This is a genomic window from Paenibacillus sp. GL_099_B (genome assembly GCF_057835695.1).
Genome location: NZ_CM174430.1, coordinates 6,550,407 through 6,577,393, shown reverse-complemented (window position 1 = coordinate 6,577,393; position 26,987 = coordinate 6,550,407). Strand labels below are relative to the sequence as shown.

The 26,987-nt window shown below is 48.9% G+C and carries 17 protein-coding genes; 15 read left to right on the top strand and 2 right to left on the bottom strand.

All coding sequences use genetic code 11. The annotated features are described in order from the left end of the window. The first annotated feature begins 199 nt into the window (after window positions 1-199). The 11 genes from AC3ITG_RS29920 to AC3ITG_RS29870 all read left to right on the top strand — a co-directional run bounded on the left by AC3ITG_RS29920 (window position 200) and on the right by AC3ITG_RS29870 (window position 19,506). The gene (locus tag AC3ITG_RS29920; protein WP_489252189.1) at window positions 200-1,993 is read left to right on the top strand and encodes a vWA domain-containing protein; all 1,794 of its coding nucleotides are present in this window, start codon (window positions 200-202) and stop codon (window positions 1,991-1,993) included. A gap of 225 nt (window positions 1,994-2,218) precedes the next feature. Further along, window positions 2,219-5,608 carry a tubulin-like doman-containing protein gene (locus tag AC3ITG_RS29915; RefSeq protein ID WP_489252188.1) on the top strand — a complete coding sequence of 1,130 codons (3,390 nt, stop codon included), beginning with the start codon at window positions 2,219-2,221 and terminating at the stop codon, window positions 5,606-5,608. A 1-nt stretch (window position 5,609) separates the two neighbouring features. Then, window positions 5,610-8,141, top strand: a complete 2,532-nt coding sequence (locus tag AC3ITG_RS29910) for a transcription initiation factor TFIID (protein ID WP_489252187.1) — start codon at window positions 5,610-5,612, stop codon at window positions 8,139-8,141. Between the two features lie 148 nt (window positions 8,142-8,289). Then, window positions 8,290-9,573, top strand: a complete 1,284-nt coding sequence (locus tag AC3ITG_RS29905) for a vWA domain-containing protein (protein WP_489252186.1) — start codon at window positions 8,290-8,292, stop codon at window positions 9,571-9,573. 19 nt (window positions 9,574-9,592) lie between these two features. Then, complete coding sequence (locus AC3ITG_RS29900) at window positions 9,593-10,240, top strand: beta-mannanase (protein WP_489252185.1); 648 nt, start codon at window positions 9,593-9,595, stop codon at window positions 10,238-10,240. A 203-nt stretch (window positions 10,241-10,443) separates the two neighbouring features. Then, complete coding sequence (locus tag AC3ITG_RS29895) at window positions 10,444-11,703, top strand: TRAFAC clade GTPase domain-containing protein (protein ID WP_024632789.1); 1,260 nt, start codon at window positions 10,444-10,446, stop codon at window positions 11,701-11,703. Beyond that, entirely contained in the window at window positions 11,700-14,873 is a 3,174-nt protein-coding gene (locus AC3ITG_RS29890; RefSeq protein ID WP_489252184.1) for a GAP1-N2 domain-containing protein, read from the top strand. The genes AC3ITG_RS29895 and AC3ITG_RS29890 overlap by 4 nt, the downstream gene beginning before the upstream one ends. Window positions 14,874-15,311: 438 nt before the next feature. Further along, window positions 15,312-16,199: an ABC transporter ATP-binding protein gene (locus AC3ITG_RS29885; RefSeq protein ID WP_489252183.1), complete on the top strand. Its 888-nt coding sequence runs from the start codon at window positions 15,312-15,314 to the stop codon at window positions 16,197-16,199. A gap of 90 nt (window positions 16,200-16,289) precedes the next feature. Further along, complete coding sequence (locus AC3ITG_RS29880) at window positions 16,290-17,102, top strand: ferric iron reductase (protein ID WP_413374254.1); 813 nt, start codon at window positions 16,290-16,292, stop codon at window positions 17,100-17,102. A 187-nt stretch (window positions 17,103-17,289) separates the two neighbouring features. Next, complete coding sequence (locus tag AC3ITG_RS29875) at window positions 17,290-17,772, top strand: glutathione peroxidase (RefSeq protein ID WP_413374255.1); 483 nt, start codon at window positions 17,290-17,292, stop codon at window positions 17,770-17,772. Between the two features lie 372 nt (window positions 17,773-18,144). Next, window positions 18,145-19,506 (top strand): FAD-dependent oxidoreductase, encoded by a 1,362-nt coding sequence (locus AC3ITG_RS29870; RefSeq protein WP_489252182.1) that lies wholly within the window; start codon window positions 18,145-18,147, stop codon window positions 19,504-19,506. A gap of 133 nt (window positions 19,507-19,639) precedes the next feature. Here AC3ITG_RS29870 and AC3ITG_RS29865 read toward each other — a convergent pair whose 3' ends face one another. Both AC3ITG_RS29865 and AC3ITG_RS29860 read right to left on the bottom strand, forming a co-directional pair. Further along, entirely contained in the window at window positions 19,640-20,125 is a 486-nt protein-coding gene (locus AC3ITG_RS29865) for a hypothetical protein (RefSeq protein ID WP_489252181.1), read from the bottom strand. Window positions 20,126-20,492: 367 nt separating this feature from the next. Further along, window positions 20,493-20,813: a hypothetical protein gene (locus AC3ITG_RS29860; protein ID WP_489252180.1), complete on the bottom strand. Its 321-nt coding sequence runs from the start codon at window positions 20,811-20,813 to the stop codon at window positions 20,493-20,495. Between the two features lie 274 nt (window positions 20,814-21,087). Here AC3ITG_RS29860 and AC3ITG_RS29855 point away from each other — a divergent pair, with 274 nt between their 5' ends. The 4 genes from AC3ITG_RS29855 to AC3ITG_RS29840 all read left to right on the top strand — a co-directional run bounded on the left by AC3ITG_RS29855 (window position 21,088) and on the right by AC3ITG_RS29840 (window position 26,981). Beyond that, window positions 21,088-21,942 (top strand): formate/nitrite transporter family protein, encoded by an 855-nt coding sequence (locus AC3ITG_RS29855; protein ID WP_449009161.1) that lies wholly within the window; start codon window positions 21,088-21,090, stop codon window positions 21,940-21,942. A gap of 430 nt (window positions 21,943-22,372) precedes the next feature. Beyond that, entirely contained in the window at window positions 22,373-24,436 is a 2,064-nt protein-coding gene (locus AC3ITG_RS29850) for a molybdopterin-containing oxidoreductase family protein (RefSeq protein ID WP_489252179.1), read from the top strand. A gap of 196 nt (window positions 24,437-24,632) precedes the next feature. Next, entirely contained in the window at window positions 24,633-25,856 is a 1,224-nt protein-coding gene (locus tag AC3ITG_RS29845; protein ID WP_489254547.1) for an MFS transporter, read from the top strand. Between the two features lie 210 nt (window positions 25,857-26,066). Next, a complete protein-coding gene (locus AC3ITG_RS29840) occupies window positions 26,067-26,981 on the top strand; it encodes a class I SAM-dependent methyltransferase (RefSeq protein ID WP_489252178.1) in 915 nt (304 codons plus the stop codon). Window positions 26,982-26,987 lie beyond the last annotated feature (6 nt).

Sequence of the window (26,987 nt, the reverse complement as noted above, 5' to 3'; positions counted from 1 at the left end):
TATATCATATTTCCATAGTTGGAACTTTTGTGCCAGCTACTGACATGAATTCGTCGATTTTTGTCAGTCATTACAAAACTGTAACTGAAGATAGGGGTGCTTTTCAGAATTTATTAGTAGACTGTTAAGATTTCCTTAAGGCTTGACGCCTATAATAAACTATTCCCATTTTAATCTCAAACGTGAAGGAGTACACCCAATGCTGCGGACAAGCAAAATACGCTGGCTCAGCGGAACTCTGGTTCTGCTGGCATTTCTAACGCTGCTGCTACCTCAGGCGTTGCTGCCACATGCTGCAGCGGCTCAGGCACAGACAAGCGGAATCGATGCGGTACTTGTAGCCGATGTAAGTAATTCAATGAATACAAGTGACCGTGACAAGATCAGCAATGAAGCCATGAAAATGTTTATTGATATGCTGCCGGTCCAGGGGGACAAGGTAGGGATTGTCGCTTACACCGATCAGGTGGAGCGGGAAAAGGCATTGCTGGAGATTCAGTCCGATGCGGACAAGAGCAGCCTGAAAGATTTTATTGATCAGCTCGGCCGAGGGCCATATACCGATATCTCTGTCGGAGTGGCTGAAGCAGTGAATGTGCTGAACCATGGGGCAGACGCATCTCACTCACCAATGATCGTGCTGCTGGCTGATGGCAACAACGATTTTAACAAAACCAAAGGTCGCACCCAGTCTCAATCCGATGCGGATTTGGCAAAGGCCGTCAAAGAAGCACAGGATCAGGGTATTCCCGTCTATACGATTGGACTGAACGCAGACGGCAAACTGAACAAGGACGCACTTGCAGATCTGGCTCAGCAGACCGGAGGTAAATCCTTTATCACAGATACACCGGATGATCTGCCGCAGATTCTGAGTGAGATTTTCGCCGATCATGCCAAACTGAATGTCGTGAAGCTGCCCTCCATTACAGGAAACGGCAGTTATCAGGAAGTTACCGTGAACGTACCGAACGACAGTGTACTTGAAGCCAACATCTCGATTATGTCTTCAAAACAAGTCCAGATTGAATTAACCGATCCTTCAGGCAAGGCCGTAGATCTAAACTCTGACGTAGCCAAGCTTTCCACTTCCAAGAGTTATTCCTTGGTGAAGCTGCTCAAGCCTCAGGGAGGCGACTGGAAACTTCGGGTAAAAGGGGCTCCGAAAGACAGCATCGATATCAACCTGTTGTTCAACTATGATCTCCAGCTCGTTGTGGACCCAATTAAGACCAAGTCCTATACGAAGGGCGACAAAGTGGATCTGACCGCCAAGCTGGAGAATGGAGGGCAGCCTCTGCAGGATAATGATCTGTATGCCGATATGAAGGCGACATTGGTCGTAAACGATCAGGATACAGGCAAAAGCACAGAACAGCCGCTCGAAAACACGGGTACCGGGTTCACCGGAACGTTCGAAGTGCCGGACAAACATAACTACGAGCTTGTTATCCGTGCAGAAGAAGACAGCTTCTACCGGGAAAGTGCTCCAATTACGATCAATGCGGGCGGAGCAGCCGGTAGCGGAACTCAGCCAACGACACCTGCGGGCGAGCAGGACAAGCCGTTTCCATGGATGCCTGTTATTTTGGGCATGATCGCCTTGATCGTGGTAGCTGTGGGTGTCTGGTTCCTGCTAGGCTGGCTGAAACGCAAAAACCGTGGATTTGTCGGACAGATGGTTGTCGAAATTCGCGATGAGAATACGGGGGACAAGTCGTACCCGCAATATAAAAAGCTGGCATCCTTCCGGGGTAGATTCCATCTGCACCAGCTGTTACAGCTGGACCCTGAATTGAAGGAAACTGAGAAGTATGTATTTACGCCCAGCAATGGGGATCGAATTATAATCCGCAACACCGCAGGCGGAACGCTGGAGAAATCCGGCCGTGCCGTTGATGCAAGCTCAGGCGTTGAACTGAAGAACGGTGACCGACTGAGCATTCCGCTGCAACAGGCGGACAAAACGATTTTAATTGAGTATCTGGTATAAGAATGAATACCAATTTAATTTGAACCAACCGTTTACACGAGAACGTAGAGGACAGAAATAACCTGAAGAAGCGGAAGCGTTCGCCTTTATCCCCAGATTTTCACCTTTGTAAAATATAATTAATAAATCTGGGGATAACAGCGATCGGAAGGTTGTTCTGTCATCGGAGTGGCAAGTGTAACTATTTTGTAGTTCCAACTGTGTTAACCAAAGGGAGGACAACGAATGAAACCGATTGTTAGAGAACATATTCAGCAACTGGATGTATCGCTTGGCGGAGGAATTGTCAGTGAGAAGATCAGAGTCGATACGATTGATAACCCGATTCTGATTATCGGTCTTGGAGGAACAGGTATTGATGCGCTGTTGCGTCTTAAATACCAGATTAACCGACGTTTCAAGCTGCCACAGGACCCGGTATCCAAGAAAAAAATGGATAAACCGTCCAACGTGGAGTTTCTTGCTTTTGAAACGAACGAACAGGATCGCGCCAAAAAGTATAAAGGCATCGGACTCGATCCAATTAATGAATTCGTATTGCTGTCCAATGCCGAAATTGGTGGACTGCTTCAGAACCGCAGCGTATTGGAGCCGTATATTACGGACTGGCTGTCCCCAGAGCTGAGCATCACCGATGGCATGAACGGCGCCGCAGGGGTGCGTCAGGCTGGACGCCTGCTTCTTTTCACCAAGATTAACCAGGTCGTGCAGGCGATCGATAAAAAGATCAAAACTTTATCTGTAGGCACCAACAAGAAACTGATGGTGTTCCTGCTGACCGGTCTTTCCGGAGGTACGGGCAGTGGTTGCTTCCTCGATATTTCTTATATCGTACGCGGGATTATCGAACGTGATCACGGCTCTGCCGGGATTGACCGCGTGAACACGCTGGGATATCTGTTCACCCCAGACGTGAACCTGTCCAACAAAAGCTTGAGTGAACACACTCGCGAATATATCCGTAAGAATGGATACGCTGCGCTCAAGGAACTGGATTATTGGATGAACGTGGACAGCCGGGGGGAGCGTTTCTCTCAGAAATATGGCAATATTCTGACGGTAAATTCACCGCTGCCGCCGTTCAACCTGTGCCATCTGATTTCTGCTACCAACACGGAAGGCAAACTGCTGGAGAACGCTTATGATTACTGCATGAACGTCACCGCCGAGAACATCACCAACTTTATGGCGAGTGAGGAAAAGCAATCCGGCGAGGAGTTTGCCATTCACGATTATATTAGCAACATTCGTACGAACATTGCGCAGATGAACAAAGCCTATCCGGCCAACTATGATTACAACATTATCGGTGCATCCTCAGCGGTACTGCCGATTGAAGAAATGACGACCTATCTGGCTTACCGCATGTTCGACAAAATGAGCACCATGTTCTCCAAAGCACCGAACCAGGAGGATACCGAGAAGTTTGCCCGCAAGCTGGGCATTGATCTCGAAAGTGTGGTCAAGTCCTTCGAAGCCCGTGTGCCGGAGCCGCTGCCAGGTTACCAGAACAGTGAGCGTCTGTCTTATGGCAATGTGGTGAAATCACAGGTCGTGAACATGGACACCGAACTGGAGCAGAACTTCCTGGCTCGTGCCCGTGAGGAATATATCAAGGCGAAGAAGCAACTGCCGGGTGAGATTGCGGGTCAGTTCACCGAACAGATCCGACGTATGTTTTTGCATCCTGAACAGGGTCCGTTCTATGTCTCCCGTCTGATCTACACGGAAAAAGGCTTCTGTGTACTGAAGATGATTCAGTCGTACATTGAAACTCTGCGTGAGAATGCTTTCCGCATTCCGCGTGACATTGAGGCCGCTCAAGAGCAGTCGGAAGAGAAGCTGGGCGATGCGAAGAGTGCTTTCGTCTCCAAAGAGAAGAAGAAGAATGCTTATATTGAGGCAAAAATTCATGAGTACTGGCTGCACGCCGATGTGGAACGCAATGATCAGATGATTGAGTTCTACGAAGACCTGTATGAATTGCTGAACCAGGAGAACAGCCGCATTTATAACGTATTTACTGAAACGCTGAACGCACTTAGCTCGATCTTCTCCAAAAACGGGGATATCCTGACACGCGGCGAAGAACAGTCCGATCACAAAGGCAACAAAACGTATTACTGGAACGTTGTAAGTGTGCCGGATATCGTCAGTGTGGTGGATGGACTGCTGGACAAGCGTGATACGGATGATCTGATCCGTGACTTCTCGCGTGAATTGCTGGAGAACTCCAGCCAGTGGGTGAAAGAAAACGAGATCGATATCGTCAGCTCCATCTCTGATTTCCTGACCGAGAAGTTCGGAGATCTGATTACCCGCTCCATGGAGGACTTCCTGGTTATCAAATATGGACAGGACGAGTCGGTCGAGAAATTCGTGGAACGCTTCATTGCAGGCAAACTGGATGATGAGGCGGTTCCGGTGTTCAATCTGAGCAATAGCACAGGCAGTCTGCATTTCCCATCCTGGGGATTCGTATCGGTACCAGCACAGGCGCCGGGCATTCTGAGAGGGATTCGCAATTATCAGAACAATGCGGTGGGCAAATCCCATTTTACCGTTAAGGAAAGTGAAGTGCGCAACCGGATCTTCTGGCTGAACACTCGCAACGGGGTACCACTGTTTGTGTATACACCGCTCAAAGTATATGAGGAAAGTTATGAACGTACCATTTTGGACAAAGAAGGTATCGGACGCCATCTGGTGCAAACCGAAAAGAATAACTGGACCTATCTGCCGTCGCCAATTCCAGAAAAATCATGGGGAGATGTGTACGAGAACGCCCGGGTCAAGCAGTACAATGCCCGTGTACGTACCGAATTCGAGCAGGCGCTCGGATACAACATTGTGACAGCCAAATCCATTGATGAGAATACAAGCAACCGCTATGCAATTGTGACAACGGAACCGTTTGACTTGTCTGCTAAGCTGGGTGCCTACGACATGCGCCTCACGTCCACCACGCCGAACCTGGGTGAAGTGAAGCGGGCAGTTATTGAATTGAAACGCCTGCAATCCGAAGGATTGCCACGGGTGTCGGTGAAGGACATTTTCGGAAGTATTAATGAAGATATGGCCAAAGAAAACCTGGTGCGTTCCCCGCAGCTGATCGCACGGGTACGTGAAGAACTGGCGAAGATGAACGCTATCTCAGCCAAAGTCGCCGAGCTGGAAGGCATTCTCGCCCAGCATCAGGACGAGGAGCAGTGGTATGACCGCTTCATCGAAGCACTATACACCGATACCATCGTGAAGAAAGGCGCGCTGTACGTCTATGACCGTGATCCGGAAGAAGACGCGTGGGAGCCGTTTGCGAACCTGATGAAGAGCCGTAACTTTGCCGAATATGAAGTGTTTGGCAACTTCCGTGGACTCGCGGAGAAGGATCGCAGCACATTGCTGCGCAAAGCGTCCCGCCGTGATAACGACCTGACCGCTTCTGAAGATATCACGCCACTGCTTACGAAGTTGGATGATCTGGCTGCATTGTTCATGGAATCCCGTGATCGTCTGGAATACGAGCGAGTAGAACTGGCGAACGGGGAAGACATCTACCAGTTCTACAGAACGATGTCATCGAAACTGAATGACATTCGCAGAAGGCTGAAGTAAGATGGCGGCCGGGATGGAGTTCAGCTCGAACAATGCTCTGAAGCGCAATCTGGAGAAGTATGCAGCACAGTATGCAACAGAGCAGGAGCGTCAAGGCAGCCTGGGTGATGGTCGAAGCAGCATCCATTACCCCGCGTTGTTCTTGTTCGTGGGTGACCAGGTCGCTCCGGCAGTGTCTGCTGTCCAGGAAATCAACCGGCTGAAGTGGGATAACGGAGAAGGCGTAGTCTATGTACAGATTGGAACGGAAAATCAGGAGCATGCCCGACATCGTGACCATGACACCGCGCAAACGAAGCATGACCATTACAGCGATGGTGCTCATTCAGGATATGCGCGTGTTAACGGCGGGAGTGATGCAAGGAATGGCAGCACTTCTGATGATGGTCAGGTGACCCGTCACGTGCTTCCCTTGTCCACCATACAGACGGATCGACCTTCCAAAACGCTTCGCAAGGATGTGCATCGCAGTTTCCACGATTCAGATCAGGCACTCTTTGGTCTGAATCGTACCTTGCGGCGGGTGAGTAATCGTATTGCCGAATACGGACGCCTATATTCATCGTTCGATCGAATCTACGTGACCGTTGTAACCAGGGCAGATGATCCATTGAATGTGTTGTTGCCTGAGCTTACCAAGCTGACCGAGACGATACTGGCTCAATCCTTCAAGTCGGTACAGACCGATTTGCATGTGCTGGTCAGCGAGATGGAGCAGGTCGATTCCTTTGGATATGCAAGTGCGGCGGGACTCGCTTTTCTGCGGGAACTGGATTACATGCAGGGGCTGGACTATACGTTCAGTGGCAATCTGCTGGTTACGGAGGACGGTATCTCCATTCCGGTTGTACATCCCGCTTCTCCGTTATTCGATCTCGTATATATTTTGTCAGACAAAAACGAGCGGGGAACCGGCGTACCCGGCGGGTGGATCGAAAATGCCGAGATCATCTGCCGAATCTGTCTGCTCAAGAATCGGAAGCAGGATGCAGATAGCTCTGGTTCCGTATCAAGCACGGGGGCCAACACGTATAACAATACGTCGTTCAAAAATAACATTCGTACGACCTCGGATCAGCATGGTTATGCCAGTGCAGGTTTTGCCGAGATTAGACGGCCGAACAAACCCATTGCACTCGCGGTGTTGTATCACCTGTATCGTTATTTGCTTGAACGGATGCGGCAGGAACCCGAGTGGAGCATCAAGGACAAGCTCGCCTTTTTCGGACTGGATGGGGCTTCGGTAGAGCGCAAAGTGGAAGGGATTCTTCCCGATGAGGATCTGGTGAGCGGCATGAGCGGCATTATGACGCATAACGTCAGCTTCACCGATCTGAAGCCGCTCTCGCTGCGTGAAGCGGAGAGAGCATTGTTCGGGCATGGGGCAGAGGCGTATTTCCGTGATAATGTGGTCCGTCTTGCCGAGGAACGAGTACGTCAGCGCAGCACAGAAGACTCCCTTCGTCGTAAGGCTGAGCAATCGCGCACGGAGCATCCTGAGGTTGGCTATTTTCAGTGGGCTGCCTGGAGTGACAATGGGTTCGGCAGCGTGCGTGAGGCTTTGCTTGGACTGATTCGTGATAAATCGGTGCAACTTGAATCTGCACGTGCCTTGCTTGAGCAGCGTCAGCAGGAGCGGGTAGAGGATCAGTCGTTCAAACGGGCGTTGTTCCGTGACAAACAGAACGTGCGCAACCTGATCGATTGTTTGCTGGAGCGTGTGTATGTGCCCAAAGTTGAATTGCTGCGTCTGGAGAATGAATTGCAGCTGCTTCGTGTCTACGACACAGAGATGGAACAACTGCATACGTTCAGCCGGAGTGTAACGGAGACACTGGCAACGCTGGAACGTGTTTTGCGTGAGACAGCGGTAGAGAGCATAGCGGCTGCAGATGAATATATCGGTCAGAACGTAATGGAGTATTACGGCAAAGTGACGGAAGCGCTGATCGCAGATTTGGAGGCAAAGCGTGGACGGGATGTCTGGTTTGAGGACCGCCATATGGGGGATATGAACCGGCTTGCCACAGAAGGAAACGAGCGACTCTTGCAACGTCTGATGGAGGTATGTCATGTGATGCTGCTTACAGCAGAACCGCTTCGGGTACCCTTCGAAGAAGAATTGCTGTTACGGGCAAATGTTACAATTACCTATGGGGACAAAAATGTACTGACCCGTGATGATCTGTTCCGCCGATTGTATCGCACACTGGAGGAGCAGGCGGTCGTTCGGGTAAGAGTATTCGACTATACGCAGGAACATCGTTATGAAGAAAAATATTTCTTTGGTGATCACCATAGTGCCTTCATGGACTATGCGGCGTATGCCGAAGAAACGTCACGGATCTATAAGCTGGGTGTGGTATATGAAGAACGAAGCAGTGGTGTGGAGAAGCTGAATCTGATGGGGGGCTTCCATCTGGAAGACCTGATGGTGTATCGCAATGGTCGGGTGTATTACGATTCGTATACAGAGAATGGTTATGAGCTCCATCCCTCCGATCTGGCCGAGAAGCTGTCACCCATGCGTTAAAACATAAGGCTGTATCTTATATGGACGGAAGGGAGGTACAGATCGATCCATCTGTTTCCGTCCAGTACATTATACGTTCATTTTTCATCAACCCATCTTGTATTAATTCAGCCGTTCATCGGCTGGTTTGGAAAGGATGCATGCAAACATGCAGCGAAAAATCAATCTTCTCCTGGTCCTGTTCAGCCTGATTGGCGGAGCTGTGGGCTTTGCGGCTGGAGAAATCATGCTGCGTCAGTGGCTCGGGGAAATGCCCCGTCTATTGCTGATGGGATTATACTTTGGCGTGTTGGCGCTTAGCGTGGGATTATTCTGTTTACTCGCAGAGATGATCTCGCCAAAGCTGAACGGAGCTTCCTGGAAGCTGCGATATCTGGGACTATCCTGGAAACTGCTTGTTCCGGCAACGCTGGCGCTATTGTTTGTCGTCGGACTTGCCCTGCAATTGCTGTATCAGATTAACCCAGGCGGTGTGAAGCAAGTCAAGGATATCGTGCTGATGATCGATAACTCGGGCAGCATGAGTGAGACAGACCCAGATAACGGTCGCTTTGAAGCGGCCAAAACACTGATCAGCCAAATGGAAAGCGATAAACAGGTGGCGGTGATTACCTTTGATGATCAACCCGAGCTGCTTCAGCCGTTCACCCCGTTGGACAGTGAAGCTGCCAAAAATGAGGTGTACAGCAAAATTGATGGCATCGTGACGACCTCGGGCGGAACTAATTTCGATGCAGTGCTGCGGGAAGCGATGGAGCAGATTAAGGGCAAACAGGACCCGAAACGCGGAACGGTAGCGATTCTGCTATCCGATGGATTCAGTGATGCAGACACATCAGGCATTTTGTCTGAGTATGCAAATGAACAGATTGCCGTCAATACGGTGGGGCTGAGTCTGGTGGACCCTTCCGGAACCGACTTGCTGCGTCATATCGCACAGCAGACGGGCGGTATGTACTATGATGTACCAGATTCCGGTGGACTTAATCTGGCATTCCAGCAAATTTACGATACGATTGATGAACGAACGCTGGTGACCGAACGTACAGGCATGATGGAGCACAGTACGTATCTGGCTATTTTCCGAGTGGCTGCCTTACTGTTGATTGGTGTCGCGCTGGGCGTGTCGCTCGGACTTGTATTCGATAACCGTCATCTAGCACTCAGTTTCGGAATTGGTGGTGCCGTGTCTGGTTTATTGGCAGGACTTCTGCTCGAATGGGGTCTGGACGGATCAACGGTTGGTGATACATTTGTAAGATTCGGAGCGATGCTGATTTTATCTGCTGTATTGACCCTGTTCACCTGGATTATTCCGATCAAGGAGAATACACCGCGGAAGACTCGTGGGCGCCGCGATGCTGGTGGAGGAACCAATTCGGTGGAAGGATTCGGTCAGCGGGCAAGAGATACGCGCAGCAAAGGATTTTAACGTCTGGAGGAGACGATAGATGCGTTTTACGGATGCAGACCCTTCAGCGCCCCTGATTCGCAGACTGACACTTGCAGTGGATGAGAGCCAGTGCACACTTCGCTGGCTCTGGCCAGAGAGCGTGGAAGCTGTATATGTTGAACGGCTGGAGCTCGATATGATGGGTGATAATCGTACCGGGGAACAGGCTGCACAGGGCAAGCTGAAGTTATACACGAAAGAAGAATATAAGGCGAGCAATGGATATATGGATCGAATCACGGGTTTTGGTGCAATTCGTTACACGGTGTATCTATGTCAGATGGAGGAGGACGGGCCAGTTCTGGTGCGTCAGCGTGATGGAGACAACACGGTAATTGCCAGTGCAGGCAAGGCGGATATTCGCTTTTCGATCCGATACAAGAGCGGTTTTTTTCAGAAACGAAAAAGTGTACTGATGACCGTCACAACGGAAGCACCTGTTCCGAAGGAAGCGCTCTGTTATGTCCGCAAGCAAGGCGGGGTTCCGTTGAATAAGGAAGATGGCACGGTGTACCCTTTTGTGAGTGATTTTGCTCCCGGGAGAAATGAGATGCCACCCGTCGAGGTAGCCAAGGACGATTACGTGAGGCTGTTCTTCACGGACGGACCAAAGTATGGAGCCGCCTATCGGCTTATATCAGACTAGATAGTTAGGCTAATTTTTTACACTGAAACGGAGAGGACAGAAATAACCTGAAAAAGCGGAGCGTTCGCCTTTATCCCCGGATTTTCCCCTTTAGAAAAGGGAATCAAAAAAATCTGGGGATAACAGCGATTGGAAGGTTACTCTGTCATCGTAGTGCAAGTGTAAATCAACTTTGTCTAACTGATCAGGGGAGGGGAGTGGCTATGAGCTTTTTTAGTCGGTTTTTGAAGAGACAGCAGCCTGAAGAGCGGCCGTTGTTTTACGATATCGTATGTCCGTATTGTTTCAGCAAGTTTTCACCGGAGGAGGTTGTGTTCCGGGCTGCGCATCATCGCGACGACGATGAGGACTACGCACTTGGGGAAGATGCGAAGCTGAATCGATATCGCGAACGGTTTGGACTGGATACGGTGTTTGATATGGAGGCAGTGCTGGCTCCGCATGATGTACCTGAGGAACATCGCATCTATTCGGATAACATTGTGATGGGACTGAACGATCGTTATGGTGTGGTTACACGGCGTCGGTTGTGCCCACAGTGCCATAACGAGCTGCCTGTCACGGCAGGCAAAGCACCAAGCAATATCATTTCCATTATCGGGGCATCCCAGGTGGGTAAATCCGTCTACATGACTTCATTGATTCATACATTGCAGCATTACACAGCCGATCATTTTGATGCGGCCTGCATGCCGCTGAATGCGGAGATTAGCCGCCGGTTCCGTGCCGATTATGAAGAACCGCTATTCGAGCGGGGCGATTTGCTGGATTCAACGCAGAAGGAGAAGCTGCAGGAGCCGTTTATTTTCCAGTTTGTGTTCAAGGATGAAGATAAAGCTCCGCTGACACTGGTGTTCTTTGACGTCGCTGGTGAAGGTATGGTGGAGCAGGACTATCTGGGACTTCACGGGCAGCATATCAAGAACTCGGCAGGCATTCTGTTCATGGTGGACCCGCTTCAGATTCGTTCCATCCGGGATAAAATCCGTATCAACCTTGGCAATGAGCCGGGGGAGTGGACGCCAAGATACGATGAGCCACGTGATGTGGTGTTAACGATGTTCGGTGACTTTATCGCGTACCAGGACAAAGCCAAGACGAATATTCCGACAGCCGTTGTACTCACCAAAAGCGACATGCTGCATTCCCTCAAGGATGAAGAGGGCGATTACATCAAATCCAACAGTAATGTATTCCGCAACATGGTGCACCGCGACTGGTTTGATCTGACTGAATTCGAAAATATCGACGGGGAGATCCGGCGTTTTATTGAGAAGGTGGACCGTCCGTTCAAAGGCACAATGGATGTGTACTTTAAGGATACGGCTTACTTTGCGGTGTCTGCGCTGGGAAGCAATCCGGTGGATATGAAGCTGCAAGGCGTGGTCAGTCCAATCCGTGTCGATGAGCCATTCCTCTGGCTGTTGTACAAGCTGAAGTACATTGAGGGGAGAGTGGGATGATGCGTTCTTCCATAACCCCGCCAATTGAACAACAGCTGTACACTCGAGAGCGGCGCGGGGTGTTTCGCACAACGGAGGGGTTCGATACGGTTGCCGCATCGCCGGGACTGGACCCTTCTTTTATCAAAAAAGTGCTTCATCCCTACTGCGTCTATGACGCTCCAGCGGAGCTGACGGGGCGGAGTGAGAAGGACGAGACGAAGTTCCCGCCGTCCATTCACCTGCTTCACTTGGAGAGCGGGGAGACGATCCTGGGGCAAAATGTGTACCAGTCTGCTGATTTCACTGGGCTGCGCAGCGCTTTTTTCGCCCATAACTATGTCTTGTCTCCCGAACGCTCGGAAGAGCAGATGAAGCAAGGCGGCTGGCTGGATGCTGTGTTCGCCACGTCCTATGACATCGAACAAGGTACAGTGCTGCCTGCGCTTACCGAATTGCCACGTGCAGCTGCTGTTGGGCAAGGTTCTCCAAGCCAGATCCTGGGCGCTCTGAAAATGGACGAAGTGGTATTCAAGCGTCTGCTCTACGCCGTCATGCAAGCTGTAGCGACACGTCGGAAGGTATATATTGCGCTGGATGTGCCCGCTGAGGAAGTTACAGCCGGAGCCAAGGGACTGCTGCGTTTGTTATTTACGGCGCTGCCTTACGCGTTCCGGCGGCAGCTCGGCTTTATGACGTTTGCGAAGGAGCCGCAGGCGAAGAAAGGCATCCACCTCCAGTTTGTGGAGCGGGGCACGCTGCGTCCGAAAGATCGAAATACGGAGAAAGATTTCACCTTTGATCTGGTATCGGGCAGAGTTACCCATGCAGATGCATCTGTGGCGAAGCTTCCTTATGCGGAATTCGCCTGGTCACTGCTGCACGAACCTGCGGCTGCCGATCCATTTTATGCTTTTGCGGATGAGATGCTGTCCGGAATGGAACCTGGACGGGAGCTCTCCATTGAAGCGTATGGGGAACTTTCTATGTTCTATCGTCTGGAGCAGGGCATGGAAGATCTGTACCTGGATAACAAAAGCGATGTCCTCAGTGGCTTGCTCACCTACTTGAAACCGGAAGGCGGAGCGCAGCAACGTTCACGTTTGAACGAGTTGTTCCTGACGTTGCTCAGTCGTGAGCTGGACAGCGTCAAACGGGAGAATGTGCCTGAAGAATCGGTTGCAGCACGCATCGGGGAGTATTTCCGGGTCGCTGCGCCAGTCGTACAGTCCCGAATCGTGGATTATTTCATCTATGGCGTTAATAACGCCCGTTCACAGAAACGTATGCGTGCCGTGCAGGAACTGTATGGCTTTCTGGATCGGGACAGCCTGTTAAGCCGTGCTTTCTTCGACAAAGTGCTGGCGAACGAATCATTGACCAAGCTGTTGTTCGAGCCCTATCTGGATAATCAGTTGAAACGTACGGAATCAGCTGCCGACGTCGTGGAAGTGATCCAGAGATGGATTACATCTCACCCGTTTGCCATCCACAATAGTTTCTTGCTGGAACGGACAGCAACCGAGCTGCGTGAACGTTTGTGTTCTGCGCCCAACCCTGTTCAGTCTGCCAATGAGGCACTTAAGCGGGTTAGTGTATTGGATCGTTTACCAGTTGCAGGCTCCTTAGACACGGGTATTACCGCCCGAATTGGCCAGTCTGGAGCTACAGTCCGCGCTAACCGGAAAGGTGGACCTGAGTCCTCTGTCCAACCACCGGCGTATCAGGAGGATTTAACCCGGCTCGCAGATAAGCTGGCTTACGTAATTAACTTGTTTATGATCCAGGATCTCGATCTGGAGCGGGTTAACCGTGAACAGCTGTTAAGCATTGATATTTTGTTGCACGGAAACGAGGTTCGGGACTGGGCTGCTCGCCAGGGCTCAGATGTATCTGCGCGTACAAACATGATGCTGGCAGCGCGGGCATGGCTTAGCGGTGAGGGGCGTGACGAAGAGGAGCTGGAATCCCTCTCCTTAGCCGAACGTAATGAGCTCCAGCGCTGGACGCGTCGCTGGCTTGCCGGAGAGCTTCGCGAGCGCCCGGATACGGCTTCATTTGAAGCACTGCCACTGGCTTTCTATCGCGGTGGTAGCGGCAGCAACAGACTCGATTATCCAGGCCTGATTGAATTTATCTACAGTAGTTCAGGACGTACAGAAGTGTTGTATCAATTTATGGAGTGGTCGGGGAATCAACGCTTGTTTATTCGCGGCTCAAACGCACATAAGGGATACTCGGATGCAATCGGGGCTTATTTCAAGGCTCATGATCGCGAAGCTTTCAAGTCAAAGTCAGCTTTCAAACCCTATTATGCCAGAGCAAGCAAGACGATGAAGCCGGCCTACGACCGCGCCAAAACAGAGTTGGCTTCCCCATTGGTGCGCATGCTGACAGGTAAAAGGAAGAACCTTTTTCTAGGATCGGTCATTGTCATCCTGATTCTTGGTATAGCTGGAGGCACGTACGCTTTGATGAGCGATAAGGCGGGGACACCTGCGGCATCACCTCCACCAACACAGGAGCCCGTTGTTCCCGCTGAACCGGTGGTGGAGCTCGCTGAACAGATCGCCTACCTCGTTCCTGCATCCGAAGCGGACGACGGTTCAAAGACGCCTGCCCAGTTGGTGATCCGTTACAGAGACGAAACGGACAGCAATGCTTTGCAAACGGACACTCTCCAATGGAACTTGAAAGATAGTACTACACAGAAGCTCAATGCTGAGGGTGAATGGGAGAGTTTCAACCGAAATGAGGAGCCCGATGGCGAAGGTACAGCTGGTGACAGCTCAGAGGGTACGTCTGAAGGAAGCTCAGCAGGTTCTTCTACCGATAATTTGGACGATACTCAGCAGAGCGGAGAAGCCGAGCAGGGGGCAGATTCAGCCTCAACGGAGGACAACACTTCAGACCCAGCAGCAGGGAGCACGACGGATGCAGGTACTGGCACAGCCTCTGACACTACGGATGAAGGCACAGGACAGGGAGATACAGACGGCACGGCTTCAGATCCATCTCAGTCTACGGGAGCAGATTCATCTTCAGTGGAAAACCTAACTGTTGCCGAAGCAGATCGTCTGTATCCTTATGGGCACCAAGTGGAGCTTCCGGCCGATTTTGATCTGAAGGACATCGTGAGTGTCCAGAGTGGAACGACTGTGATCAACCTAGTCCCGGAACCGAAGCTCTAAGTGGCATTAATTGAATATGTTATTAATTCGAATACAGCCACCTCGAAGAATTTCGTAGGGGCTGTATTTTTGTTTTTGTTCAAGCGATAGAGAATGACAAATATAAAAATGAATCAATACAGGTCTATTTTTCACAATTCGGACACATTATTCAGATGTTGGGCAAGGACGAACATACGCAAAGCGATGAAATGCACGTACACGATGAGAAAAGCTCTCACATAAAGTGCGGGCAATCTGACCGATTTCTAGTAAAACATTTCAAAAATAGCACTTAACCGTCATGGAATATGGTATTTACTGTTGACAAATGATAATGATTATCAGTATCTTTAGAGTATAAGATCTTGTTGCGCCGGAAATACGCTGAACTACAATTTCGTTTTCGTTGTCATAGCCGGAATACATAACCGGGATAAATGAGAGAGGGATGATCGCATGTTTCGTCTGGAGACGTCCAAGTTGGATATCGCTTATGAGGAAAGACTGATTGTTGAAGATCTGAATATTCAAATTCCCCAAGGGAAAATTACAGCACTTGTTGGAGCCAATGGTTCAGGAAAGTCTACCATCCTGAAAACAATGGCACGGATCATGAATCCAAAAGCAGGTAGTGTATTGCTCGACGGGAAGTCCATCCATAAGCAGTCCACGCGTGAAGTAGCCAAGCAGCTTGCGATTTTGCCACAAAATCCAACAGCTCCTGAAGGACTTACTGTAACCGAACTTGTGTCCTACGGACGGTTCCCATATCAAAAAGGTTTTGGTTCGATGCGTGCTGAAGACAAACACATGATTGAATGGGCTATCGAAGTAACAGGCATGACGGAGTTCCATGATCGTCCAATCGATCAACTGTCCGGTGGACAGCGTCAACGTGCCTGGATTGCCATGGCTCTTGCACAAGAGACAGACATTCTGTTCCTGGACGAGCCAACAACGTTCCTGGATATGGCTCACCAGCTTGAAGTATTGCAATTGCTAGAGCAACTGAATGCCACAGCAAACCGTACGATCGTTATGGTTGTGCATGACTTGAACCATGCTTCCCGTTATGCGCATCACATGATTGGTATTAAAAAAGGTAAAGCCATCGCTACAGGTTCACCTGTAGAGGTTATGAACTCCGATGTGCTTCGCGAAGTATTTAACATTGAAGCTGATATCGTGATTGATCCGCGTTCCGGTGTACCGCTTTGCTTGCCTTACGCCCTTGCGGGTGAACGCCAGCAATCAGCACCTCCAGAACAAATGGTCATGAACAGTGCAATGGTTCATGCTGGAGGACTGACAGAGCAACGCGTTCGTCACGCGACAGGAAGTTAATGAAACGGGCCATATGTGGTCCTAAACTATAGAATGAAGCCGCTGTGCATGATGCACGCGGCTCATTCGCATTCTAGGAGGTCTACAGGAATGGGAGAAATCAACTACACCTGGTTACAGCAATATGGACGAATAACAACCGGGACGATCGATGAACCGGTCTTTGGCATGCCTTTGACGGCATTGAGACTTCCGGAGCAGGCCAAGCTTATGCTGGAAGCTTATAATGAGCATCTTCGGGCCGATTCTCTTCGCTCAGCGGCTGTTTATTTCATGCATTCGGTTCGTGGCCTGATGATTGGGGTTCACTACATGACGGCGTTATGCGACACCTATCTGGATCTGTCTCTGGAGAACATTGATATGCGGTTGGAGGTAAAGGATGGCCGTCCGACGATTGGTTTTCAACTGAACAATGCAACCGAGCAATCACATCCGAATCAGGTGGACGGATCTCATGTCGTTCCATCCTCCTGGCGTAATGATGTATTGACAGCATATTACGGCGAGCAGCTGCGTCCACTGATTGAAGGGGTGGCTGTTGCTGGAGGAGCAAATCCAGGTCAGATGTGGGCACAACTCGCATCCATGCTGAGATGGTTCAAAACAACAGCGTTACAGATGAACATCACGGAGACGGAAGGTGAAGCGGTTGTACAAGGGTATGAGCATGTAATCGCGATGTCTCCAGAGATTCTGGGGTTGAAAAAGAACCTGTTAACCTTCAAACCGGTGGAGATTGATAATCCGCATCAACCTGGAGAAACCATGCTGATGAAGCCAGTCTGCTGCTTGCACCATCAGGTGTATGGCGGTCAGAACTTTTGCTACAGTTGTCCCAAACTGACGAAGGCAGAGCGGCAAGAGCGGTATGATGCTATTTTGGCTTCGAAATCAGGCTAAAAAGGGATATGTCCATGTCGATGGACGAAGTTTGCTTCTACGTATGAACTTGGGAGGGGTTTATCTCCGCAGATTTGGTAATTGATCGCCTCAGGTTTATAATATGGAGACAGGCTGTGTGCCGCATGGTCATTCGGTAGTACATACAGCAGCCCAACCTACATCTTACTCATGGGAGGAATCAGTCATGTCCGTATATTCGTATCAGGCGGTAACGACCGCAAATCAGGAAGTTTCACTCGATCTGTATCAAGGCAAAGTGTTGGTGATTGCCAATACAGCCAGTAAGTGTGGACTGACTCCACAATACGGTGAATTGCAGAAGCTCTATGATCGCTATCGTGATCAAGGCTTGGTTGTACTGGGATTCCCTTGTAACCAGTTCGGCGGCCAGGAGCCGGGTACCAGTGAGGAAGCAGAGTCATTCTGCCAAATTAACTATGGCGTTAATTTCCCGGTGTTTGCCAAGGTCGACGTAAATGGTGAAGATGCGCATCCATTGTTCAAGTATCTGCGTGAGCAGCAATCTGGTGTTGGCGAAGACAATAGCATCCAATGGAATTTCACCAAATTCCTCGTAAATCGTGAAGGTGAAGTTGTAGGGCGTGTTGAACCAAAAGAATCCCCTGAAGCCATGACTGCAGAGATTGAAAAGCTGCTTGGCGTATAAAATAAACGAAGAAGCCTGCCTCCAGATTGGAGGACAGGCTTTTTTTTGATACAATTTTTTAGTGCAAATATCCTCTTGATATACGTGTCTCCTCGGTAGTTACTACGCTTATTTTGAGCATAAACCAGCCATAAGCAGGGAAAACTGAAGTCAATGAAGATTGAGTCGATGACTCGCTTGATCGTAAAGAAAACCACATCCGACAAATTTATTTTGATTAACCTCTTGCAATGTGAAAAATATCACATTATAATAAGTATACAAAGTGAAATAAATCACATAAGCGGTATTCACTTAGAAGTGAAATATTTCACAACCACAATGACGTTAAATTCAATTTTTTATTTATATACTCCAAGGGGGAACCTTATCATGAAAATCGCAGTTATCGGATGTACACATGCAGGAACCGCAGCCATCGTTAACACCGCCAAATTGTACCCGGATGCTACCATTACAGTGTATGAGCGCAATGACAATATCTCCTTCTTATCGTGTGGCATTGCGCTTTATGTGGGTGGCGTGGTGAAAGATCCTAAAGGATTGTTCTATTCTTCGCCAAACCAACTGGCCGAGCTCGGTGTCGTTACCAAAATGCTTCATGAAGTGACGTCAGTAGATTCTGCGGGTCACAAACTTCAGGCTAAAAACCTGAAAACTGGGGAAGAATTCGAAGATACCTTCGACAAGCTGATCGTGACCACGGGTTCATGGCCTGTCGTACCGAAGCTGGAAGGCATCGAGATGGACAACATTTTACTTTGCAAAAACTACAACCATTCCAACACGATTATTGAGAAAGCCAAGCATGCCAAACGCATTACCGTGGTAGGAGCAGGATATATCGGCATCGAGCTGGTGGAGGCTTTCCAAATGAACGGCAAGGAAGTTACACTGATCGACAGTGTGGACCGGATCTTGAACAAATATCTCGACCCCGAGTTCACGGATGCCATTGAAGAAACGTTGACTGGACACGGCATCAAGCTGGCACTGGGCCAAACTGTACAGAAATTTACCGGAGAGAATGGCAAAGTGAACAAGGTCATTACATCCAAAGGAGAGTTCGATACAGACCTCGTTATTCTGTGCATTGGTTTCCGTCCAAATACCGAGCTACTCAAAGGCCAAGTGGATATGCTGCCGAACGGCGCAATCATCGTGGATAAATATATGCAAACCAGTCAAAAAGACGTCTTCGCTGCTGGAGACAGCTGTGCAATTCATTACAACCCAACCGGCAAGGCAGCTTACATTCCACTGGCAACTAATGCGGTGCGGATGGGTACACTCGTAGCACGGAACCTGGTTCGTCCTACGACACGGTACATGGGTACGCAAGGAACATCGGGTATCAAAATTTATGAGCAAAATATCGCGGGTACAGGGATGACTGAGATGTCTGCTGCTGATGAAGGTCTGATTGTTGAATCTGTCGTGCTGGAAGACAGCTATCGTCCGGAGTTCATGCCAACGGCTGAGAAACTGTTGCTCAAAGTGGTATATGAGCAGGCTACACGTCAGATCGTCGGAGCACAGGTGATGTCTCAGGTTGATCTGACCCAATCGATTAATACGATCTCGGTTTGCATCCAAAATAACATGACCGTAGATGAGCTGGCCTTCATCGACTTCTTCTTTCAGCCACATTACAACAAACCATGGAACTTCCTGAACACGGCGGGTCTGCAAGCACTACCTCCAATAGAAGTAAAAGCACCAGCAATGGTGTAAGGAAGGTTTGATTAATTTATAGCAACAAATAACCCGATCGGCCGATGAGAAATCACCAGCCTGTCGGGTTAACTTTTTGTTACGGATGATCGAATAATTTAAGGATATGAGTTTTAACTTTCCTGTTTTTTCTCTATAGCTCGTTGTTGTTCTCAGCAGATATTCCCCATGCACTTCCACTCAGCAGATTTCCATTAGCACGATAAGTTATCGTATAATCTCCACCTCTAACTCCCTGTGGAGTATCCGTAAAGCTTCTCCAATCCAGAGTACCACCGGGAGCTATATCTTTACTGAAGTATTCTTTTTTTGTTGAATCGTGGACCATTACCGCTCTAATTGTATTTTTTCCAGTATTTTTAATATAAACTTTGACATGGCCATATCCACCAGCGACATTGAACAAACTATAATCAGTGACTCCAGATAAGGTAGTTTTAAAAAGGTCTGAAGTTCTGAATGGAACAATAACAGGATCATCATCTTGAACAATAATCGGAGTTATAGACGGATTAACATTGGTAACTCTGTCTGTTTTTTGATCAGATGAAGCTGCTGCAACAGATACTGATGCTGCTAGTGACAAGGACAAAACGGATAATAAAAGTGCTTTTTTCATTTAGTGTACATCCCCTTATGTATAATGTTAATACATTACTATTAAACCATATATATAAATATAATTCAATATATTAACAATAATATTCCTTATATTACAACAATTTATGAATTTTACTATCCATATTGTTGTAGATAGTCCAATTAATTATATCATTGAACTTGAGTTTCCAAGAAGTATGAATCACATATCACTAGCTATTTCGGATGATATTCCCCAAGCTTGCCAGCTAAAATTTTCTCCATCAGCACGAAAGGTGATGTAATACTTTCCTTCCTCAACGCCTTGTGGAAATTTAGTAAAACTCGTCCATTAAATAGTCTTGCCAGGGGCTACTTTTTCGACGAAATATTCGTTACTTGAACGGTCATGTACCATCACCATTTTTTATCGTTTTCTTTTCAGAGTTCTCAATAAAGATTTTCACATGCTTATATTCTTCGTCAACATTAAAATTAGTAGATACATTGTTTCCAGCTAATACTGTTTTAAATGGCGGGTTGGATTCATGTTCATGAGTTGTCACTGTGTGATCAGGATCTCCTATAGATATCGTTTCGATGAGCTGACTTCTATTCTCGGTGTCTTTAGTTGTTACACGGGCATCTCGACTATTCCAAAAAACGTAGGATATGATACCCACCGTCAAGGCTAAACATAGTGTAGATATAGATGTTATTTTTTTCAATGGAGTATATCTCTCCTCACATACATAGTTAATGAATAAATTGTAATTTAATATGATTTATATATAATATTCAAGTGATTTCCAAATATGAAAGTTGAGTAACTTTTTATTCATCTGCTATTCAGCACAAAAGGCTTTCAAGGCAGAGTAAAGTAGGAACCTTCAGACTTTGTGATAAAAGTAACAAACCTCTTGAAACCTTCGCGATACAATGAACATATCAACAAAACAGGTTGAATTATGATGTTCATGAACTGTGAAGGAGAGGATCGTTATGGCAGCAAAAACACCTCTTGAGGTTGCACAATATACGGCGCATACGGGGATGAAGAAAGCTCAAAATCCGGTGTCCTCCGTATTGATACTCAGTTTTCTGGCAGGTGCTTTTATTGCGCTTGGATTTCTGCTGGATATTCGGGTCATTGCTTCTGCTCCGGCCGAGTGGGGCAGCTTGGTTAATCTGATTGGTGCAGCAGTGTTCCCGGTAGGTTTAATATTGGTGCTGATTGGCGGTGGGGAACTGCTGACAGGTAATATGATGGCCGTCCCACTTGCGACGATTGCACGTAAACTGTCCGCAGGCAACATGTTGAAGAATCTCACCTTAGTAACGATAGGTAATTTCCTTGGGGCGCTCTTTGTGGCCTATGCGTTTGGACATGTGCTCGGTCTGACGGCAGAAGGTGCCTATTTGACCAAAGTGGTGGATATGGCTGGACACAAGCTGGACGACAGCTTCCTTCAGGCTTTTATATCCGGGATCGGGTGTAACTGGCTGGTAGCTCTCGCAGTATGGCTGTCCTACGCATCGGATACGATGAGTGGAAAAGTACTGGGCATTTGGTTCCCAACGATGGCCTTTGTGGCTATTGGATTCCAGCACGTTGTCGCCAACATGTTCCTGATACCTGCGGCGATCTTCGAAGGGCATTATTCGTGGGGGCAATACATCATGAATTTCATTCCGGTATGGCTTGGCAACCTGACGGGAGGGGCGCTGTTTGTTGCGGCTGCCTACTGGATGGTGTACCTGCGCAAGCATGAGCCGGAAGTGAAGCCTGAAGTGGCAATGGCGGCGGCCCAGCCTGTGGAGACAGAAGCCAGACCGATGTGGAGCAAGCAGGCGTAGCAGCATTTTTCCGAGTAATAGAGTAGCGTTGTAACCGTGGTAACGAGTGCAAAGTAAACAGAAGAGGCGATTCTGATCTCGTTCAAGTCATGGCTGTCTGCTGTGATGGGCGGGAAAGGAATCGCTTTTTTTATGCAAAAAATATCCACGCAAAATAAATTCGCCATGACAAGGTTCGGGGGAACGAAACCTGTTCATGGCGAATTTCGGGAGTGGTCCATGATATGGCATGAGGAGGAAGTGGGGAAACACTAGCCTAATGCCTTATTTTTAATTTACCCCTGAATTTCGAGATTGAATCAAGGGAAAAAAAGATTTTTCGAAAAAAATTTGGAGCGGTTGTGACGGTGAAAAAAGACTGTTCTCTTTACGCGATTACCATGAAGAAGATATGATATGAGGATAGCTTTGAAGGGAGAGGAACTTGTATATGATCGATCAGGAGAATGGCGTATTCCCGGCGGTTTGCCCGCTCGATTGTCCGGATACTTGCGGCCTGCTGCTTCATAAGGAGAACGGTAAGATCGTGAAGGTAGCGGGCAATCCGGACCATCCGATTACAAAAGGCGCCATCTGTAACAAGGTTCGAAATATGACGGAGCGAGTGTATCACCACGAGCGGCTGCAATATCCAATGAGACGCATCGGAGCTAAGGGCGAAGGTCGATTCGAGCGAATCAGCTGGGACGAAGCCATCGGCGAGATTACGGCGAAATTCAGTTCGCTTGCAGATACCTGCGGACCGGAGAGCATCCTGCCATACAGCTTCTATGGAAACATGGGCATTCTTGGTGTGGATGGCATGGATCGTCGATTTTTCAATGCGCTAGGTTCGAGCAAGCTGGAACAGACCATCTGTAATGCTGCGGGAAATACCGGGTGGAAATATACGATGGGTGCGAACCGGGGAACATTGCCAGAGGATACAGAGCATGCGGATGTCATTCTGGTGTGGGGAGGCAACATCGTCAGCACTAATATGCATCAGGTTGTTCTGGCCGAGAAAGCCCGCAAGAAGGGCGCGCAAATCATCGTTATTGATGTCCATCGCAATCGGACCGCCCAATGGGGAGATTGGTTCATTCCACTCTACCCAGGTACAGACAGTGCATTGGCACTCGGATTAATGCATGTACTGTTCGAGCAGGGACTGACGGATGAGGCCTTTATGCAAAAATATACCGTCGGCCATGAGGCCCTGCGTGATCATGTCCGTAGCTACACCCCTGAGCGCGTTGCACGTATTACAGGCGTGCCGGAAGAGGACATCGTGAAGCTGGCTGAGCTGTATGGCAACGCACAGGCAGCCCATATTCATATCGGCAATGGCCTCCAGCACCACGACAACGGTGGTATGAACGTACGCAGCGTAGCCTGTCTGCCTGCCATTACAGGCCAGTGGTTGAAGCGCGGCGGTGGTGCCATTCGTACCAACAGCTACGCAAGCACGAATAGCGATGCGCTGGAGCGTCCGGAGCTGCGACAGAACCCAGAGCCGCGCGTGGTGAACATGAACCGGATTGGCGAAGCACTTCTGGAAGCGGAGCAGCCGATCCGGGCGTTGATGGTCTATTGCAGCAATCCACTGGTGGTGGCACCGGATACCGAGCGGGTGGAGCGAGGTTTTGCACGGGAGGATCTGTTCACGGTTGTCCATGACCTGTTCATGACAGATACGGCGAAGTATGCGGATATTGTGCTGCCTGCGACGTCTTCATTTGAAACGACGGATCTGTATACGTCCTACTGGCATCAGTATGTTCATTTGCAAGAGCCAGTCATTGCGCCTTTGGGTGAGAGCAAGAGTAATGTTGAATTGTTCTCTTTGCTTGGACAGGCGATGGGGTATGACCCGGAGATTTTCGGTGAGACACCGGAACAGATGATCGAGGAAGCACTTCAGGGTACGGGCAATCCCTACATGAACGGAGTAACCTTGGAAGGGCTGAAGCAGCATCATTTCGTCAAGCTGGATATGTCTGCACATGACTCCTATTTGGATCAGTTGCCCACGCCTTCGGGGAAAATCGAGCTGTATTCGGAAACGATGGCACAGAAGGGATTGCCGCCATTGCCTACGTATAGTGCTCTCGTTGAGGGGTATGACGGGGAAAACCCGGCTGGACCTGCGGATGTTTATCCGCTAATGTTTCTGTCGCCGCCAAACCATAATTTCCTGAATTCCACCTTTGCCAATTCGGCCAAACATCAACGTTTGGAGAAGATGCCATTATTGCAAATGCACCCGGAGGACGCCGCTTCCAGACAGGTGGAAGACGGGGATGCTGTGGTCGTATGGAACGACCGTGGCCGGATCGAACTAACCGTCAAGGTGAGTGAATCCATGCTGCCAGGAACGGTGATCAGTCAAGGCTTGTGGTGGGATGGCAATGGCAAAAAACAGCGGGCGAACTCGCTCACGTCCAATCGTCTGTCCGACATGGGGAATGGGGCTACATTCTTCTCAGCCACTGTCGAAGTGAAGCGTCAATGAATGTGCTTGCAGATCGGATCTTTTCAGGTAAGATGAACAATGGATAGATCGTAAGCAGAATGATAAAGAGCAAGTTTAAGAATTCAAATTTCTAAATTCAAGTGGCCTTCGCTCTGGCTAATTATGCCGTCAGGGCAAGGGTCTATTTTTTATGGCAATATGCTTTTTGAAGGTACTAAGGAGAATAAACAAGATGATGAGATGGCTGGATACGTATCCAAAAGAAGTGAAAATATTTTTGCTGGCAAGTTTGGTCAATGCGACAGGCAGTGCCTTGATGTGGCCGCTGACCACGATGTATGTATTTGACGAGCTTGGACGCACGATGGCGAACGCGGGGTTTGTTATTCTGATCCAGTCGCTGGGCGGCATCTTCGGGCAATTGCTCGGCGGTGCATTGTACCACCGGGTGGGCGTCAAGAAGCTGATCATCGGATCGCTGGCGTTAAATGCGGTAGGGCTGTTTGCTCTGCCGTGGATTAGCGCGTATTGGGTTGTATTTATATGTGCCATGGGCTGGATCGGCCTGTTCAGTTCATTGTCGCTGCCAGCGATTCAAGCCTTTATTGGTTTCCGGTTTGCGGAGCGACGCGGGGAATTGTTCAATGTGATCTATGTCGCCAACAATATCGGTGTGGCAATTGGTACAGCGCTCAGTGGTTTTCTGGCTGACTTTTCCTATCACCTCAGCTTTGTACTGAACGGGGTGACCTCCGCCGGGTTTGCGATTTTCTTCTGGTATTATCTGTCGCGGGCAGAACCGGATCAGGGCGAAGTACATCTGACCAAACGCAAAACGGTTCCCGATGGGCCGGGCGTCTGGGCGCTGCTGGGCAACACCAGGTTATATCTGTTCATGAGCCTGGGCGTGCTGTTCCTGCTGTTCGGTAATTCCATCTGGAATACTGGTGTGTCTCCGTATATTATTTCCGAGGGTATGGAGAAAAGAATGTACGGTCTGCTCTGGACCCTGAACGGGGTGCTGATCTTTGTGGGACAACCCTTCACCAATTGGGTCAAGCGTACGATGGCCCGTACATCGACTGCTCAGATGACTGCAAGTGCGGTGTTCTATGGTATGGCCTACATCGTCATGATCACCATGTATAGCTATCCGGGTATGGTGCTTGCAATGGTACTGGCTACCTTTGGGGAAATGCTGATCTCACCTGCTACGCCGGCATTCATCTCAGAGCATGCCGGAAGAGCGGCACCTTTCTACATCGGGATCTCCGGTGGTATCGGTGCGGTCGGACGGGTTATCGGGCCGTATGCAATGGGGGTCATGTACGACAAACAGGGACTGATTCCTGTAGCGTGGCTGGCGACTGGCACGGCGGTTATTGCGGTGCTTGGCTTTGTACTGCATGCGGTGCTGAACCACAACCGTGAAGTGAAGGAGTACGGATTGGATACTTAGCCTTTTCGGGCTGAGTGGTATGAAGGAGGGAGAGGACAGATTGGAGTGGAGGGGCAAAGAAAGCCACTTTAATCTGTCGGATCATCCCGTAAATTTAGATTGACAAAAAAATCTTTTTATGCTATAATTTACATATAAAAACATTCCGTATATACTAAGGTTCTCCTGGCCAGGGGGAATCTTATTTTTGTTTGTACGGGAGGATGAAATATGAAGAAAAATGAGTCCAGCATTACATCCTTGATTTCGACTTTTGGCCGAGCCTATCACTGCCAATACGATATACCTCTTATTTTCGATGATTATATAGCCAAAGAGCTTATCACTCCGCAAGAGTTTACGGATATTCGCGAGAATATGATTCAAGGCATCCATTTTTTCAACCCGGACATGGCTCATCAGCTCAAGGACGACCCGGATAAGATTCTAAAATGGATTACTCAGGTACAATTATCTCCAATAACACTGGCTCGGGCTGCCTATTGTGAGCATGTACTGCTGCATGAAGTCGCGTTGGGATTGAAGCAGGTTGTCATTCTAGGCGCGGGGATGGATACATTTGCTTTGAGGCATCCGGAACTGGAGGACACTCTAGAACTATTTGAAGTGGATTATCTAACTACACAGCAATTCAAGCGGGAGCGGCTGCATCAGGCCAATCTGATCCTGCCGGACAATCTTCATTTGGTGCCAATGGATTTTACCCATGAGCCTTCGTATGAACGTTTGACTAATGAAGGCTTGAAGAAGCTAAAGACGATGGTGACTCTGTTAGGCGTTTCGTATTATTTGACCAAAGAAGATCTGTCCAACTTGCTCCGACATGTATTTTTGAATCTTCCAACGGGGAGCTCCATTGTATTGGATTATGCAGATGAGCATCTCTTTGAGGAAAAAGGAAGGTTTAACCGGGTTGAAAATATGGTTAAGATGGCTGCAATGGGGGGCGAGCCGATGCAATCCTGCTTCACTTACGAGGAGATGGAGCGGTTATTGGCGGATATGGGACTTCTCATATATGAGCATCTATCGCCGGAGCATATACAGGATCGGTATTTCAGCAATCGTACAGATGACTTGTCTGCCTTCGAAACAAATCATTTCATCCATGCGGTCAAAAAATAAAATCCT